Origin of the sequence: Thermus oshimai DSM 12092 (assembly GCF_000373145.1) — a bacterium.
Classification (GTDB): Bacteria; Deinococcota; Deinococci; order Deinococcales; family Thermaceae; genus Thermus; species Thermus oshimai.
Map to the genome: position 1 here is coordinate 32,756 of NZ_KB890619.1, position 16,276 is coordinate 49,031.

Here is a 16,276-nt window from a genome sequence, read left to right on the forward strand (position 1 = left end):
GCTGAAGGCCATGAACCCCACCCTGGCCCGGGTCCTGGAGCTCCTAAGGCTCCCCCACCGGGGGAGCGCCACCCCCCTCGAGGCCGAGACCTTCCGCCGCCTGAGGGCCTTTTTGGAAGGGGAGGGGTACCCGGTGCAGACCCTCCCCTTCAAAGGGGTGCGGAGCTACGGCCCGGAACTCATGGGCATCAGCCTCCTCCTGGCCCTGGCGCCCCTTTCCCCCTTCTTTCCCCTCCTGGGGGCCTTGGCCTTCTTCCTCTACTTCAGCGGCCACCGGCCCTGGGGCTTCCTCCTGGACCGCTTTCCCTCGCAAAACCTCCTCCTCTGGAAAGGGGAAGGCCCCCGTGCCCTCCTCCTCCTGGCCCACGTGGACACCGCCAAGACCTTCTTCCTCTACCACCCCAAGCGGGTTTCGGGCTTCCGGCGGCAGTTCCTCCTGAACGCGCTCCTGGCGGCCCTGGCCCCTTTCCTCGCCCTTACCCCTTGGGCCTGGGCGGTGGGGGCCTACTTCCTGGTGCAGGCGGGGCTTCTTCTCCACCGGGAGCGCACCGCCCCTTACGTGGAAGGGGGCAACGACAACGGGAGCGGGGTGGCGGTGGCCACGGCCCTCTTCCTGGAGGCCACCCCCCCGCCCGGCTTCCGCCTGGGCCTGGCCCTCACGGGGTGCGAGGAGGTGGGGGCCCTGGGGGCCAAGGCCCTCCTCCCCCACCTCCCCCCGGGGACCCTGGTCCTGAACCTGGACAACGTGGGCCGGGGGGCGCTTTTCTATGCCGAAGGGGAGGGGATGCTCCTCTACCACCCCTACCGGGGCCCCCTCCTGGAGGCGGCCCGCACCCTGGAGGGCGCCCGGCCCCTCCGCTACCGCCTGGCCTACTTTGATGCCCTGCCCCTGGCCCAGAAGGGCTTTCCCTGCCTCACCCTGATCCGCCTGGAAGGGGGCGTCCCCCCCGACTGGCACTGGCCCACGGACACCTTCGCCCGCCTGGACCCGGGGGCCCTCGAGGCCACCCTGGCCTACGCCCGGGCCCTTTTGGCGCGGGTCTTTGCTAGTGGTGGAGGACCCTTTGCAGGAAGGCCCGGGTCCTCTCCTCCTTAGGCCGGGTGAAGATGGCCTCGGGAGGGGCCTCCTCCACGATCTCCCCCCGGTCCATGAACACCACCCGGTCCGCCACCTCCCGGGCAAACCCCATCTCGTGGGTCACCACCACCATGGTCATCCCCCCCCGGGCCAGGTCCCGCATCACGTCCAACACCTCCCCCACCATCTCCGGGTCCAGGGCCGAGGTGGGCTCGTCAAAGAGCATCAGCTTGGGCTCCATGGCCAGGGCCCGGGCGATGGCCACCCGCTGCTGCTGCCCCCCGGAAAGCTGCCCCGGGTACTTTTTGGCCTGGTCGGCGATCCCCACCCGTTCCAGGAGCTCCATGGCCTTCCGCTCCGCCTCGGCCCGGCTCAGGCGCCGCACCCGGATGGGGCCTAGGGTGACGTTGTCCAGGACGGTCATGTGGGGGAAGAGGTTGAACTGCTGGAAGACCATGCCCACCTCCCGGCGGATTTTGGGGAGGAGGCGGTCGTCCTTCACGTCCATGCCGTCCACGGTCACCGTGCCTTCTTGGAAGTCTTCCAGGCGGTTGATGCAGCGGATGAGGGTGCTCTTCCCCGAGCCCGAGGGGCCGATGATGACCAGCCTTTCCCCGGGGGCCACCTCCAGGGTGATCCCTTTCAGCACGTGGAGGGGGCCGAAGTACTTGTGCAGGTTCTGGATGCGCACCAGGGGTTCCACAGGGCTCATTTTCGCACCCGTTGCGCCAGGTAGACGAGGAGGAGGAGCCCAAGGCCGATGGCGTCCGTGAGGAGGCCCGGCACCACCAGGGTGAGGGCCGCGGCCATGAGGAGGGCCCGCTCCAGGAGGTTCGTCCGCTTGTGGAGGAAGCCCACCAGGCTGGCGCTGAAGGCGGTCATGCCCAGGAGGGCGGTGAGGAAGATCCAAACCCCCTCCCCAAGGCTTTCCACCCCGATGAGGAGGAGCTTGGGGTTGAAGAAGAACATGTAGGCGAGGAGGGCGGTGCGGAGCTCGTAGACGAAGCCCTGGACCGCGGTCTTCCAGAAGTCCGAGCGGGCGATGGCGCTGGCGGCGTAGGCGGCCAGGGCCACGGGGGGCGTGGAGTCCGCCATGATGCCGAAGTAGAAGACGAACATGTGGGCGGCCACCGCGGGCACGGCGTAGCCCGCCTTTTCCGCAAGCCCGAGCACCACCGGCACCACCAGGCTGGCCATGACGATGTAGTTGGCGGTGGTGGGGAGGCCCATGCCGAGGAGGAGGCTGGTGAGCTGGGCCAGAATCAGGACCAGGATGAGGTTCCCCCCGGAGAGCCTCTCCACGATGTCCACCAGCCCGAAGCCGATGCCGGTCATGGTCACGATGCCCACGATGACCCCCGCGCTGGCGGTGGCCAGGGCGATGCCCACCATGCCCCGTCCCCCCGCCTCGAGGCCCTCCAGGGCCAGCCTAAACCCCGAGCCGAGGCCCCTTAGGAGCCCCCTCCCCCCCCGCCAGGCCCGGTAGCCCTCCTGGAGGAAGAGGAGGAGGAGCATGAGGAGGATGGTGTTCAAGGCCGCCCGCTCCGGGGTGAGCCTCAGGCCCACCAGGGCGTAGATGAGGTAGAGGAGGGGGAGGAGGTAGTGGGCCCCCCCGCGGAGGATGGGCGCTAGGGGGGGAAGCTCCGCGCGGGGCACCCCTTTTAGGCCCAGGAGGAGGGCCTCGAGGTGCACGGTGATGAACAGGGTGGCGTAGGCCAGGACCGCGGGGATGGCGGCCATGAGGATGAGGGTGCTGTAGGGGATCTGCAAAAACTCCGCCATGATGAAGGCCGCGGCCCCCATGACAGGGGGCATGAGCTGGCCGTTGGAGGAGCTCGCCACCTCCACCGCCCCCGCCTTCTCCGGGGGGTAGCCCACCCGCTTCATGAGGGGGATGGTGAAGGTGCCGGTGGTGACCACGTTGGACACGGAGCTCCCCGAGACCACCCCCGTGAGGGCGCTGGCCACCACCGCGGCCTTGGCGGGCCCGCCCCGGAAGTGCCCGAGGAGGGCGTAGGCCACCTGGATGAAGAACCGGCCTGCCCCCGCCTTTTCCAAAAGGGCCCCGAAGAGGACGAAGAGGAAGACGAAGGTGGCGGAAACCCCCAAGGGCACCCCCCAGATCCCCTCCGCGGTGGTGTAGAGCTGGCCCATGAGCTGGCCCCAGCTGCTCCCCGCGTGGAGCTGGAGCCAGGGGGGAAGGGTGAAGGGGAGGAGGCCTTTGGGGCCGGTGAGGGCGTAGAGGACGAAGGCCGAGGCGATGATGGGCAGGGCGGGCCCCACCACCCGCCAGGCGGCGAGGAAGAGGGCGAGGAGGGTGAGGGTGCCCATGACCACGTCCCTCCCGCTGGGGATCCCCCCCCGGAGCTGGGTGATGCCGTAGTAGTCCAAGACCACGTAGAGGGCCCCCGCCACCCCTAGGAGGGCCAAAGCCCAGTCCAGGAGGGGAATCCTGTCCCTGGGGCCTCGCCTCCCCGGGTAGGCCAAAAAGGCCAGGGCCAGGGCGAAGGCCAGGTGCACCGCCCTGAGGCGCAAGGGGTCCAGGGTGCCCAGCTCCGTGGCCCAGAGCTGGAAGAGGCTCCAGAGGACCCCAAGCCCAAAGAGGGCCCCTCGAGCCCAGGGGCTTTTGGGCCTCCGGCCCCCAAGCTCGCTTTCCTCCACCGCCAAGAGGTCGGGCGCGGCTTCCTTCATCTGGGCCTCCTTAAGAAAGCCCCCCCAGGCCGGGGGGGCTTGGAGGAGGGGGGCACCCTACTTCAGGACCCCCGCCTCCTTGTAGAAGCGCTCCGCCCCGGGGTGGAGGGGGATGGGAAGCCCCTTCACCGCCTTCTGCAAGGAGAAGAACCGCTCCAGGTTGGGGTGGATCTTCTTGAAGGCCTCCTGGTTGCCGAAGACCGCCTTCATGAACTTGTAGACCGTGTCCGCGGAGAGCTTCTCGCTGGCGATGAGCATGGCCTGGACGGCCACCGTGGGGGTGGTTACGTCCACGCCCTTGTAGGTGCCCCCGGGGATGTTGAAGCCCACGTAGAAGGGGTACTTCTTGGCGATGGTCTGCACCCGGCCAAGGTCCACGGCCACCAGGGCGATGGGGGTGGTGAGGGCCAGCTGCTGGATGGCCCCCGCCCCCAGGCCCACGGTGTAGAAGAGGGCGTCCGCCCGCTTGTCCTGCATGAGCTGGATGCCCTGGGTGGCGCTCACGCGGATGGCCTGGCCCAGGTCGTCAAAGGTGAGGCCATAGGCCTCGAGGATCTGCCGGGCGTTCTGCTCCGTGCCGGAGCCCACGTCCCCCACCACCACCCGCTTGCCCTTGAGGTCGGCCACGGTGCGGATGCCCGCGTCCTTCCGGGCCACGATGTGGACCACCTCGGGGTAAAGGGCGGCCAGGGCGCGGATGCCCTTCACCGCCTTGCCCTCAAAGGCGGGGATGCAGCAGCCCTGGTAGGCGTAGTAGGCGATGTCGTTCTGGGCCAGGGCCATCTCAAACTCTCCCGCGGCGATGGCGTTGATGTTGGCCACGCTCCCGCCGGTGGAGCGGGCGTTGGCCCGGAGGCCCACGTTGGCGTCGTTCACCAGCTTGGCCATGCCCGTGGCCACGGGGAAGTACACCCCTGTGGTGGCGCCGGAGCCGATGGTGATGAACTCCTGGGCGAAACCCAGGCCAAGGAGCGCAAGTAGCGATAGAACCTTACGCATGCTTCACCTCCTTAAACCGAGGGGCAGTATACCCGCCCCTAGGCCCTGGGGCAAGCTTGACACCCTTTGGCCCCCATGCTAGCCTATAGCTCGCGTGGGCGGCTAGCTCAGCGGAAGAGCGCTCGCCTCACACGCGAGAGGTCGTAGGTTCAAGTCCTACGCCGCCCACCAAAAGCCCCAGGCCCTAGGGCCTGGGGCTTTTTTTACCGTACCTGCACCCGGTAGCACAGGCCACCGCTTTCCCCTGGGTTCACGGTTCCCACCAGGAGGTAGACCACCCCTCCGGCCACGTGGCCTGCGTCGCCGTCTTGGGCGGCGGTGAGGTCCTGGACCGTGCTCCCGTGGGTCCACCTCAGCTCCTTACCTCCGTAGGCCCCAAGGACGAGATCGCTGAAGAAGGGGATGGGGTCGGCCAGGGTTAGGTTCGTCACCGGGGCGGTGCCTAGATTGCGATAGGTGATGCAGTATTCCAGGACCTCTCCCGGCTTGGCTTGGGCCGTACCGCCGAAGGGTCCTCCTTGGGTTGCGTTCCGCACCTCCTTGGTGAGGCGCACCTCCCCCCCGATCACGGTGAGGAGGTCGGTAAGGGCCAGGGGCTCGGCCACACCGCTCCCCGCCCAGGCCAGGCTCCCCTGAAGAAGGGCCACATCCGTGCGCCCCGCGGGCTCACCGGGGGGAACAAGGGCCCGCACCTCTAGAGCGCAGGCCTTAAGGCTCCCGTCAGCCTCCCTAGGCCAGGCGCTTCCCACGGTGAGGGTAAGGGGGAAGGGGGAAAAGCCCTCGCCCGCGTCGTCAAAGTCTCCGTCGCAGTTCCGGTCGGCCCGCACCTGGTAGGCGTAGGCTCCGCTCCCCAGGTCCAGGGTGAAGGTGCCTAAGGTGCCGGGGCGGAAGGTGTGGGCGAAGGTGTGGACCCCGGGGCTTGTGGTCTGGCCGGACTGCGGGGGCCTCAGGAGGCTCGTCCGCACCACTCCGAAGTGCCGCACCAGGACGGGGGGAAGGCTGGAGGCCGCCCCCAGGTTCACCACCGCGCCGGGGGAAGTGGGGGCGTTGGCGTCGGAAAAGCTCCCTACAGGGTGGGCGGTGCTCCCGTCGTTCCAACCGGTGGCTGGGCGGGTGGGGTGGGAGAGGGTGACCGTGCCCCAGCCATAGGGGATCCAGAGGAGGTAGTTCCCGTTCCCGTCCGTGAGGGCGGTGCGGGTGTGGGTGCCGTCCGTGGCCGTGACCGTCACCCCGGCCACGCCCCTTTCCGCCCCCTCCTTTACGGCGTTGTTGGCCGTGTTCCCGCCCTCCCCGTCGTCGTAGAAGACCGTGCCCGTGAGGCGGGTACCATGGAAGAGGCCGAAGTCCAGCCCCGAAAGGTCCCCATTAACCGTTACGCTTAGGGCTCCGCTTCCAGGGTTGATGAAGTGCCAGCCGGGAGGGGGGGTGGGGGTGGCGTCCGAAGTGTTGCCGTTGTCGTCCAAGACCAGGGTGTAGGTCCCCGGCACCACGGCGGAGAAAGCGTAGGTGCCCGCGCTGGGGCTTACAGCCTGCACCGCCACCACCGCGCTTCCCTGAACCAGCTTCACGTAGACCGTGACCCCACTGGACCAATCCTCCCCGTTCTTGGCCCCGTTGGGCTCCCGGTCGTGGTAGACGGAGCCCAAGAGGGTGTAGCCCAGGGCTACGGCGGTGGAAGCGCTTGAGCTGTTGTCGTCGGGATTAACCTCCGTTACACCGGCAGGGGGGAAGGCGCTGGCGGTGTTGGCGAGGGTCTGTCCGGCGGCGCTAGGGCTCACGGTGCCCGAGATGGCGATGGTTACCGAGCCGCCCACGGGCAGGTTCAGGGTGAGGCTGATGGCGTTTCCGGTTCCGGAAGGGGCGCTGCAGCTAGCCCCGCCTGAAGGGGTACAGGACCAGGCCACCCCCGTGATCTCTGGGGGGACGTTGTCCGTGAAGGAAGCCCCCGTAACCGGGGAAGGCCCCAGGTTTTCCACGGTAACCGTGTAGCTGATGGGGCCGCCCGGTAGAGCGGAGGCAGGCCCGGTTTTGGTCACCTTTAGGTCCGCGGCGGGCTGGACGGAAACGGTGATGCTGGAAGAGGCCGTCTGGCTAAACTCAGTGCCCAAGGTCTGGCTGTTGTAGGTCACCTGGGCGGTGTTGGTGAGGGCCTGCCCAGCGGCGGAGGGGAGGACCCGAACCCGGAACTTCACCGTGGCACCCTGGCTGGGCAGAATAAGCCCCCCTTGGCTCGCGTTGGCCCCGGTGCCCAGCCGGAAGACCACGCGGCCACCCGTGCTGTCGTACTCGGCGATGTCGTCCCCCGGGGCGTCGGTGAAGGTGCCGGTGGGGGCCCCGGTGGCGTTTTGCAACACCTGGAGGCTTCCCGGCACGTACTGGGTGCCAGGGGGAATGGGGTCCCTTACCACCACGTTGGTGGCCCCATCCAGTCCGGTATTGGTGAAGCTGATGGTGTACTCCAGGATGTCCCCCACCTCCAGGTTGCCCCCGTTTAGGTCCTGCCCGGTTTTGGTGAAGGTGGTGGTGAGGTCTGGGAGGAAGACCTGGGTGGCGAAGGCAAGAACGGTGGGGAAGTAAGTGTCTCCGCTAGAGGTGAACTGGATGGTGGCCGAGGTGGCCCCGTTGGGGATGCGGCCCGTGACGTCCACCAGGTCCACGTCCACCGCCATTTGGTTGATGTAGTCCGGGTTTTTAGCCGTGAAGCGGGTGCCCAGCTGGGAAACGGAGCTATTGAAGAAGTTGTTCACCGGGTTTTGGGCATCGCTTACGGGTGAGCCGTTCAGTACAACCTGGTCTCCCGTAATCCCCCCGTCTCCTTCAAAGGCCACTGCACCCAAGTACGCGGTAAAAGGACCGGTAAGGGGCGTTAGGAATCCGCTTGGGGTGACCGTTACCGGGTTGCCGCTACTAACCGAGGCCAGCCCATCGTAGACCACCAGGTTCCGAAGGGGTTCGCTGGGGAGCCGGTAGACCACCACCAAGGCCCACCCAGCGTAGAATCCCAACCCATCGTTGCCCGTGCTGGCCAGGATACCGCCCACCCAGTACTGGCCGTTTCCCCGGTTTTGAACCAAAGAGGTCACATCGGCGAAGGCTGTGTAAGGCCGGGTGGTGTCTGTGCCCCAGTCGGTAATCGTGCCGATGAGAGTGCCGGAGAGGGATTGGTAGGAGCTTTGACCGGGGCCCTTTATGTAGATCTGGTTTCGCCCGCTGGCCGAAGGGTTAGCCCTAGCCCCCCAGTAGAGCCCCGCCCAAAGGACCTGGGCCCCAGAGGGCAGGGAGAGGGTGGCGGCGGTGCTCCCGCCCCGGCCGGAGGGCCAGGAGGGGTTAGCGGGGTCGGCGTTAATGAAGATCATCCTTCGGCTAGAGTCCAGCTGGTTATCGGACGTAAGCGCGGTGTTGTTTTGGGTGGGATCGTTCATCCGGGTGGTGCTGCATTGCGTTAGGGAGAAAGCGACGCTCATGCACATCAGGGTGTTGCCAATCAGGACGATGTTCCCGTTGGTGGTGGTCTGGTAGCGGATGTTGAAGGGGGTCACCACCTGGGCGTGCGCTAAGGCCAGGAGGAACGCCAGGCTTAGGAGACGCTTCATCGGCCACCTCCGAACAGGTCCAGCCTCAGGTAAGGCCCCGGGCGGCGGAAGGCGGTCTCGCCGAAGGTGTAGCCCAGGCTAAGCCAAAAGCCCTCCAGGGCCCGCCAGGTGCCCTCTAGGCTGAAAGCCCCCGAGCCTTCTCCCAGGAGGGGCAGGAAGCCGTAGTAAAGGTTCCCCCCAAATCCAAAGGCCCCAAAGAGGTAGGTGCCCCCAAGGCCCACCTCCAGGGCGGAGCCCTCGAGGTCTCCGAAGGGGTAGCGGTAGAGGAGGCTTGGGCGAACGCTGAAGTCCCGGCCGTGGAGGTTCGCCAGGGTCTGGCCCTCTAGGGTGCCCTCCTTGTAGAGGTGGTGGGTGAGGAGGGTGAAGCCCTCCGCCCAGAGGGCATAGGAGACGCTGAAGCCGAGCTTGGTCTCCGGGAGGGCTTCCAGGGTGAGGTCCAGCGCCAAGGCCTGGTCCTCCGCCGGGGTGCCTGCGGCCCCGGCGCGGAAAAGGAGGCGGCCCGAGGCCCACTCCCCGGCCAGGGTGGCCACGAAGTCCTCCGTGCGGTAGCGGAGGCCAAGGCCCAGGGCGGACTGGCCTTCCTCCGTGTCCAGCTTGTAGGCCAGGCCGGCGGTGAGGTTCAGGCTCCAGCGCTCGTCCAGGGGCAGGGGGGCTTCCAGGCCGAAGCGGGCCCGGTTGCCCTCGCCGCTTGCCGTGGGGAGCTCGTAGGAAAGGGCCAGGTTGGCCCCGCCCAGGGTGCTCTTCAGGCCGAGGCTGCCCGCAAGCTCCTCCCGGTAGCGCAGGCCCCCCTCCAGGAAGAGGCCCGGGGCCAGGCCGAAGCGGGCGGAGAGCTCCCCTTCGCCCGGGGTGTAGTAGGAGAGGGCCAGGCGGTCCTCCCCTTCCTGGTAGGCCAGCCGGGCCAGGAGGAAGGTACTCTTCAGGCCCCAGTCGTACCCCACCCCAGCCCCGGCCCGGAAAGGCCCCCCAAGCTTGGCCTCCGCGGCTAGGGCGGTCTTGGGCCCGCTTTGCTCCAGGGCCAGGGCCAAGGGCCCAAGGTCGTAGGCCAGCCGGGCCTGCCCTTCCGGGGCGTTTCCGAAGGCGTAGCGGAGGTCGCCCCGGGCCTCCAAGGGCCCTTCCCGGTAGGCCAGGGTGAGGCCGAAGGTGGGGGGCTTCCCCTCCTCCTGCCGGTAGGTGAGGAGGGCCCGGTTCCCCCCGGCCTCGTACCCCACTTCCCCTCCGAACCGCCATCCCTCGTAGTAGGCGGCCCCTAGGCGGGCCCGGAAGGCCCCTTCCTTGTAGCCCGCAGAGAGGCCATAGGCCAAGGCTTCTCGGGGCGCGCTTTCGGGGGCGTAGACCGCGAGGAGGCGCACCGGGGCGAAGTCCGGCGTGAAGGGGAGGAGGGGCCGGGCCAGGTGGAGGTGGCCGGTGGCGCGGTCCAGGATGTAGTCCTTTCCCTCCTGGAGGAGGGTTTCCCGCGCCCCTTCACGGAGGTAAAGGGCCAGGCTTCCCGGCTTAGGGAGGAAGCGGAGGCGGTAGCTGGACCCCCCATCGGGGACGATCTCCTCCTCCACCCGGCCCATGGGGAGGAGGCCCAGAAAGGCTTCCGCCTCTAGAGGCCCCAGGGCCCTTAGCCGGAGGGCGGTGGCCTCGGGGAGGTTCGGCCCCAGGGGGGCCCGTTCGTAGGAAAGGGCAAGACCCCCTTCCATGTAGCGGAAGGCCACGGGGTCGTCGGAGGCGAGGGGGCGCTTGGCCTCGGTCCCGCTCCCGGTGAGGGGCAGGAAGCGGGGGTCGGGGGTGCGGGCCAGGTCGCCCGTGGTGTCCAGGGCCCCTTGGAAGGAGCCCCGGAGGAGAGGGCCTTCCCCATAGGCCCGGCCCAGGCCTTGGAGGTAGGGCTGGCCCTGGGCCAGGTCGTAGCCCAGGGTGAGGCTGGCCTGGGCCAGCCAGAGGGTGCTGGTGGGCCCTTTGGGCTGGAGGGTGAGGCTTCCTTCCAGGCGGCCGAAGCGGTAGCGGAGGGCCACCTCCCGGGGAGTGGGGAGGGGCTTTAGGAGCACCTGGGCTACGCCGTCTTTCAGGAGGACCTGGTAACCGGGCTCCAGGGGGCTGGCGTCCGCGGCGATGGGCTCGGGGTCGGCCTCGAGGGTCACAAAGCCGAAGCCCGAGGGGAGGCCCAAGGCGTCCACCGCCTTAAGCCGGAACTCCAGGGGGGTGCGCCCGTCCGCCACCGCCCGCACGGGCTCGGCCACCAACTTCACCGGGCTTCCGGGGCGGAAGACCTCCACCCGGTCGTAGGCCCCGGGGGTCACCACCTCCAGGATGTTCCTCCCCTCCTCTAGGGGCAGGCCGTAGTAGGCGAGGCGTTGGACCCCTGCCCTTTCGTCGTACTGGGCTTCTCCCAGAAGTTCCTTGGGCACGGGCTTGCCGTTGAGGAGGACCTCTATGGGGCCCATGGGGGCCTGGACCACAAGCCTCGCCCGCTCCCCCAGGATGGCCCCCTCCTTGGGCTCGCGGATGAGGCCGGGGCGCTCCCCTTCCAGGGGCCTGCCCCTTTCGTAGTCCTTAAGGGTAAGGGTGCCCTTCAGGGGGATTTCCCGGTCCAGGGCCACCAGGGTGAGCTGGGGTTCGGAAAGGGGCGGGAGGGCCCTTTGGTGGCGCACCTGGTAGGTGACCTCTCCCTGGGCCTTGCCGCCGGGGAAGGGGAGGCGCCAGGCCAGGCGGCCGTCCTCGAGGCGGCGGGGGTCCTCCAGGGGAAGGCCATTCAGCCGGGCCGAACCCGGGATGTAAGCGCTCCCTTCGGGGGGGGTGTGGGCCAGGAGGAGGCTCCCTCCGGGGCCTTCCACCTGGTAGCGGAGGCTTAGGGTGGAGATGCGCTCGGGAACGAGAAGGGGCAGGCTCTCCACCACCGCCTCCGCCGGGAAGGTGGCCAGGGCTTCCCCAATCTGGGCCTGGAGGGTGTTGCGGTAGCGGCCAGGGGCTGGGGCGCGGAAGGGCACCTCGCCCTTCCAGACCTCTCCGGGGGCGAGCCGGAGGATCTTCTCCTCCAGAAGGAGGCCCAGGGCGGGGTCGGGCACATCGCGGAGCTTGACCTCCACCTCGTGGTCTGCGGGGTTTTCCACCCAGAGGAGGAAGCGGCCCTCCCCGCCTTCCAGGATGCGGGCGGGTTCGGCCACTTTGGAGAGCTTTAAGAGCCTGCGGGCGATGGGGGTTTGGGCCTGGCGGCGTTCGGCGTTCCCCGTGAGCTCTGCCTGGCAGACCCCTTCCACCTCGGGGCCGAACTCCACCCGGAGACGGTAGGTGTGGACCCGCTCTTCCCCGGGGGAGAGGAGCCCTTCAAAGGTGGGCTGGGAGAGGGGCGTGAAGCCGTCGGGGCAGCGGTCGGTGAGCCGGTAGTGGAGAGGAGCTTCCCCAGGGTTCTTCACCCGGAGGCGCACCTCCACCACCTCCCCGGGAAGGTAGACCCGGTGGGCCTGCTCCCGGGCCAGGCGGGCCTCGGGACGGAGGACCCGCACGCTGGCTTCGGCCTTCAGCTGGCCCAGTTGGGCTTGGTTGACCAGGGTGCCTTGGGCGGACTCGGGTAGGGGGAAGGCGAGGGTGTAGGTTCGGCCTTCCCTGGGGCCCAGGGCCACTTCAATCCGCACTTCCTTGTCCAGGAAGCGGTCTATGAGGGTGGCTTGGGCGGGTTCATCCCCTTCGTTGGCCACGGTGAGCCCGAACCGGGCCTCACCCCCTGCGGGCACCTCGGGGGTGAGGGCTTCTTTTTTGAGGGTGAGGGCGGCGGGGAGGAAGACCCGGACCTCTGCGGTGCGTTCCAAGCCGTAGGGCAGGAGGCTTCCCCGGGCGAGGAGGCTTCCCCCGTTTTCGGCGCGGAAGGGGACTTCCAGGGTGAGGGGGCGGCCTGCGCCCAGGGGTCCGGAGAGGCGGGTGGGGCCAAGGGGGGTAAGTTCAGGGGGGAGGTCCAGGGCGAGCTCGGCTGGGAGGAGGCCTGGGTAGGGGGTGGTGGCCTGGAGGGTGAGGCGGCCCCTTTCGCCCCGGCGCACTTCCTGGTGCTTGGGCTCCAGGGTCAGGTCCACTTGGGGGCGGAAGCGCACCTGGAGGCGTTGGGTTTCCCTTGGGGCCAGGGAAACTTCTTGGGGCAAGGGGTCCAAGGGGATGAGGCCTGGGGTTTCCCAGCGGAGGGTATGGCGGCCGGGTTGGAGGTCCAGGCGGGCCTGGCCTTCCAGCCTTTGGGGGGTTCCGTTCACGTGGAGGGTGAGGCGGGCGGGGAGGGTGCGGTCTTGGAGGAGGAGGGCTTCCACCTCCAGGGTGGCCTTGGGGGGTTCCACCACGAAGCGCACCTTCCCCCCGGGGCAGCCCACTTCCGCCCAGCCCTCCCCTATGCGCACCGCCCCTTCCCCTTCCACTTGGAGGAGGCGGTGGCCCGGGGGAAGCTCGGGGCGGAAGCGCCGGCCCTCGGCCTTTATGGGGAGGGGGAGAGGGTTGCCCTGGGGGTCCACCACGGAGGTTTCCACCCTTCCCGGCGGTACGGCCTTGAAGCGGCCTGGAAGGGCCTCGAGGCAGGCTTCGGCTCGGAAGGCCAGGGTGTTGGAGTACTGCTTGGCGGTGGGGGGCTGGCGGAAGAGAAAGCGTACCACCCCCGCCTGGCGCAGAGTGTAGGGGATCCATTCCAAGTCGCCGGAGACGGGCCGGGTTTCCTCAAACCCCGGGTAGACCGCCTTGGACTCCAGCTCTTGGGGGCCGTCCTCGTCGTAGAAGTGGACCGTAAAGGGCCTTTCGGCCTCCAGGGCGAGGAGTTCCACCCACCCCCCCCGCTCGGGAGGGAGCTGGCGGAGGGTGAGGCCGATGCTGTACACGTCCAGGAGCTGAGGCGCATCGTCCAGGACAAGCCTGGCCCCGGAGATCCGGTAGACGAAGGCGTTTTTTCCAAGCCCCTTAAAGGCGCTGGAGAGAAGGTGGGGTTCCTGGGGTAAGGGTCCTTCCCAGAGGGTGACCCAGCGGTGGGGCTCCACCCCAAAGCGCGCCTCCCGGAGAACCTCTCCCCGCCTTTCCAGGCGGAAGAGGGCTTCCACCTCTCCCTGCCCCCCGTCGTAACGCTCGTCCCCCAGCTCCTCCTGTCCCTTTAGGGCGCTCCGGTAATCGGTGGGGTCAAAGCCGGGGGAGTAGACTTCCACCTTAACAGGCCCTCCCTCGGGCAAGAGCCAGGCCTCAAGGCCCGTAACGGCCCAGCCCAGCTCCGCCCCCGGAACCGTGGCCTTGAGGGTGAGGGACTGGCCTAGAGCCCAAGCGGAAAGGAGGAGGAGAGCCAGGCCTTTTCTCATGGGTACCTCCAGCGCACCTCGGGGTCGGTGAACTCCCCCCGGTAGGGGAGGGTGAGCTCCCGCTCGCCTTCCAGAACCTCCACGCTAAACACCTCCTCGCCGTCCCGAAGGCTGAACTCGGGGAGGGGGGTTTGCGCTTTGAGGAGAATATGAACCCAGGCTTCGTTCCCCACCTGCACCAGGCGCTTTTCCAGGTACAGGGGCCCGAAGCGGAGCTCGGTGCTCCTTTCCACCTTCACCGTTCCCTTGGGGGCCTTAAGGGGGAAGTCCGCCTGGGTGAGGCCGAAGACCTGGACCCCCCGCCGGTACCCCTCCCCTAGGGCCTCGAGGTGGGGCAGGGGCGGGAAGGGGGCGGAGGCGGGGTCCAGCATCACCTGGTAGGGGCCGGGCCGGAGGTCCCGGAAGGCGTAGCGCCCGCCCTCATCCGTAAGGGCCTGCCAGCCGTTGGCCAGGAGGAGCCGGGCCCCCTTCAGGGGCAGGTCCCGCCCCGGGGTGTAGCGGCCGTCCTCGTCCAGGTCCAGGTAGACCCGGCCCACCAGGAGGGCCTTTTCCTCCAAGGGTTGGAGGGCGCGCACCAGGGCCTGGACCTGAGCGCTGGCCACCGCGGCCCCCTGGGCGGAGAGCCCGAAGGCCTGGGCTATGTTCCGGAGCTCAGCCCTAGACACCCTTTCCACCCGCATCTTGTAGACCACGCAGAGCCGGCCTCCGCCCCGCAAGCTCAGCCCTTCCCAAACAAAGCTCCCCCCCTCCTCCCGGGGCTCCAGGGCCACCCCCTCCCCTTGGCAGTCCGCCTGGATCCGGGCCGAGCCCGGGAGGTAGCGGAGGGCGGGGTCGGGGGTGTCCACCAGCCGCACCGTAAGGGGGGCCTGGGAGGGGTTGACCACCTCCAGGCGGTAGGTGAGGACCTCGCCCAGGCGGGCCACCTCCGGCGCCACGCCCTTCCTGAGGAGCAGGTTGACCCCAAACACGGGGTGCTCCACGGGGTTGGAGGGTAGGGGGTTGGGGGTTTCCCGGCTCCTCAGGGTGAAGCGGTTCAGGAGGAGGGTGTCGTCGGGGACGTTCTTCACCCGTACCCGCACCGTGAGGACGGTTTCCCCAAGGGGTAGGGGGTCCAGGAGGAAGCGCACGGTGTGGGTGGCGGGGTCGTAGGTGCCGCCCGGGGCCTCCAGGAACTCCACCCCTTCCGGCAAGGGGTCCTCCACCACCGCGCCCGTGAGGGGCGCGTAGCGGTTTTGGATGCGGAGGGTGTAGGTGATCTCGTCCCCCGGTTTCAGGGTGGTCCCCGGGGGAGGGGTGGCCTCCTTGGTGAGGCTTAGGGCATCTGCAGGCACCGCCTCCAGGATGTCCCAGGTGCGGTTCAGGGTGCCGCTCCCCAGGCTCCGGGCGACCAGTTCCACTTTAAAGGTGCCCGCATCCTGAGCCATCACGCAGGCCTCAAAGTCCAGCGCCTCCCCCGGTCTTAGGAGGATGGGCTGGTCCAGGGGGAGCCCGTTCCGCCCCAAGGCCAGGCTTACCCCTGGGGGCAGGATGGCCTCTATCCGGTAGCGGTCTTCCACCGTGCCCTCGTTCAGGAGGGTGTGGGGGAAGCAGGAGGGCTGGCCCTGGAGGGTGCGGGCCCTTTGCTCGTCGTCGGGGCTTCCTTCCCCTCCGGGGAGGGCCTTGGGGTTCCCCCCAGGGCCCAGGTGGTGGCGGGGGAGGGGAAGGACCTCCACGGGGGCTTCCCCTTCCGCCTGGGCTCCCCCTCCCCTGGCCGTGGCCCGGTTGGTGCGTACCCCAGGAGGGGCATCCGCCAAAGCCCTTACGCGGAAGGTGAGCCGGGCGCTTCCCCCTGGGGGGAGGTCCGCCACCAGGGCCAGGCCCGAAACGGTGGGCGGCTCCGTGGGGCGCCAAGCGGCCCCGTCGTAGTACTCCACGGTGCCCCGGGTGGCCGAGGCGGAGCCGGGGACGTAGGCCAGCCCCGAAAGCCCCCCGAGGGGGTCTTCCACCCTCACCGGGACGGTTACGGGGCTTAGGTTTCTCACCTCCAGGCTGAAGGTGGCCTCCTCGCCGGGAAGGACCCGGCCCGGGACCACGCTCTTAAGAAGGGAGAGGGCGGCTTGGGCCACCTCCACCGCCGCCCAGTTCTCTCGGTCCTCCCCCCCGGGGCAGGTGGCTACGGGGGAAAGGAGGAGGGTCCCCGAGGCATCAGGGGGGGCTTGGACCTCGAGGACCAGGCCCGCCCCTTCCCCGGGGGCGAGGGTGACCGAGGCCACCTCGCCTTCCCCGGGGTCGGGCAGGCCGTTGCCGTTCCTGTCCAAAACAAGGCGCACCCCGGCGGGGGCGAAGTCCCCCGCCAGGGCCACGTTTAGGTTGAAGGTGAAGGGGTCGTTCCCGGCGTTCTGCAACCTGTAGACCAGGTAGCTGAACCCCCCGGGGAGGACCGTGGCCCGCTGGCCTGGGGCCGCTTGGGTGCCGCTTGGGGAAAGGAGGGGCACGCACAGGGCCTGGACCACGGTCTCCACAGGGTTGGAAAGGTAGACCTCGCCCCCCACCCACCCCTGGGCCTGGTTGCGGATGACCGTGCCCGCAGGGGTCATGGCCATGGCCAGGCTCAGGAGGATGGGGAGGAGGGCGAGGGTCCGCAT

At 68.9% G+C, this 16,276-nt stretch carries 7 protein-coding genes and 1 tRNA gene; 2 read left to right on the plus strand and 6 right to left on the minus strand.

Annotation, left to right across the window (positions count from 1 at the left end; all coding sequences use genetic code 11):
- Positions 1-10: 10 nt before the first annotated feature.
- The gene (locus B043_RS0107635) at positions 11-1,096 is read left to right on the plus strand and encodes a M28 family metallopeptidase (protein WP_018461531.1); all 1,086 of its coding nucleotides are present in this window, start codon (positions 11-13) and stop codon (positions 1,094-1,096) included.
- On the opposite strand, the gene B043_RS0107640 is transcribed toward B043_RS0107635, so the two are convergent.
- Genes B043_RS0107640 through B043_RS0107650 form a run of 3 tightly spaced genes read right to left on the minus strand, consistent with a single transcriptional unit; the run spans position 1,047 to position 4,768 of the window.
- On the minus strand, positions 1,047-1,781 hold the full coding sequence (locus tag B043_RS0107640; RefSeq protein ID WP_018461532.1) for an amino acid ABC transporter ATP-binding protein: 735 nt from the start codon (positions 1,779-1,781) through the stop codon (positions 1,047-1,049). The genes B043_RS0107635 and B043_RS0107640 overlap by 50 nt on opposite strands.
- 5 nt (positions 1,782-1,786) lie before the next feature.
- Entirely contained in the window at positions 1,787-3,769 is a 1,983-nt protein-coding gene (locus tag B043_RS0107645) for a TRAP transporter permease (protein ID WP_018461533.1), read from the minus strand.
- A 57-nt stretch (positions 3,770-3,826) separates the two neighbouring features.
- Positions 3,827-4,768, minus strand: coding sequence for a TAXI family TRAP transporter solute-binding subunit (locus tag B043_RS0107650; protein WP_018461534.1), 942 nt, complete (start codon positions 4,766-4,768; stop codon positions 3,827-3,829).
- Between the two features lie 96 nt (positions 4,769-4,864).
- On the opposite strand from B043_RS0107650, the gene B043_RS0107655 reads away from it, so the two are divergent.
- Positions 4,865-4,939 (plus strand) — tRNA-Val (locus tag B043_RS0107655).
- 32 nt (positions 4,940-4,971) lie between these two features.
- On the opposite strand, the gene B043_RS0107660 is transcribed toward B043_RS0107655, so the two are convergent.
- From B043_RS0107660 to B043_RS0107670, 3 genes are read right to left on the minus strand one after another with little or no spacing between them, the layout of a single operon-like run.
- A complete protein-coding gene (locus B043_RS0107660; RefSeq protein ID WP_038036967.1) occupies positions 4,972-8,361 on the minus strand; it encodes a DUF11 domain-containing protein in 3,390 nt (1,129 codons plus the stop codon).
- A complete protein-coding gene (locus tag B043_RS0107665) occupies positions 8,358-13,652 on the minus strand; it encodes a DUF11 domain-containing protein (protein WP_018461537.1) in 5,295 nt (1,764 codons plus the stop codon). Before B043_RS0107665 ends, B043_RS0107660 begins: the two co-directional genes overlap by 4 nt.
- Entirely contained in the window at positions 13,649-16,276 is a 2,628-nt protein-coding gene (locus B043_RS0107670; RefSeq protein ID WP_018461538.1) for a DUF11 domain-containing protein, read from the minus strand. Before B043_RS0107670 ends, B043_RS0107665 begins: the two co-directional genes overlap by 4 nt.

Bases quoted from the DNA above. Each gene is read 5' to 3' on its own strand.
- B043_RS0107665 (WP_018461537.1), bottom strand. From the start codon at position 13,652: ATGAGAAAAGGCCTGGCTCTCCTCCTCCTTTCCGCTTGGGCTCTAGGC.
- B043_RS0107670 (WP_018461538.1), bottom strand. From the start codon at position 16,276: ATGCGGACCCTCGCCCTCCTCCCCATCCTCCTGAGCCTGGCCATGGCC.
- B043_RS0107645 (WP_018461533.1), bottom strand. From the start codon at position 3,769: ATGAAGGAAGCCGCGCCCGACCTCTTGGCGGTGGAGGAAAGCGAGCTT.
- B043_RS0107660 (WP_038036967.1), bottom strand. From the start codon at position 8,361: ATGAAGCGTCTCCTAAGCCTGGCGTTCCTCCTGGCCTTAGCGCACGCC.
- B043_RS0107635 (WP_018461531.1), top strand. From the start codon at position 11: ATGAACCCCACCCTGGCCCGGGTCCTGGAGCTCCTAAGGCTCCCCCAC.
- B043_RS0107650 (WP_018461534.1), bottom strand. From the start codon at position 4,768: ATGCGTAAGGTTCTATCGCTACTTGCGCTCCTTGGCCTGGGTTTCGCC.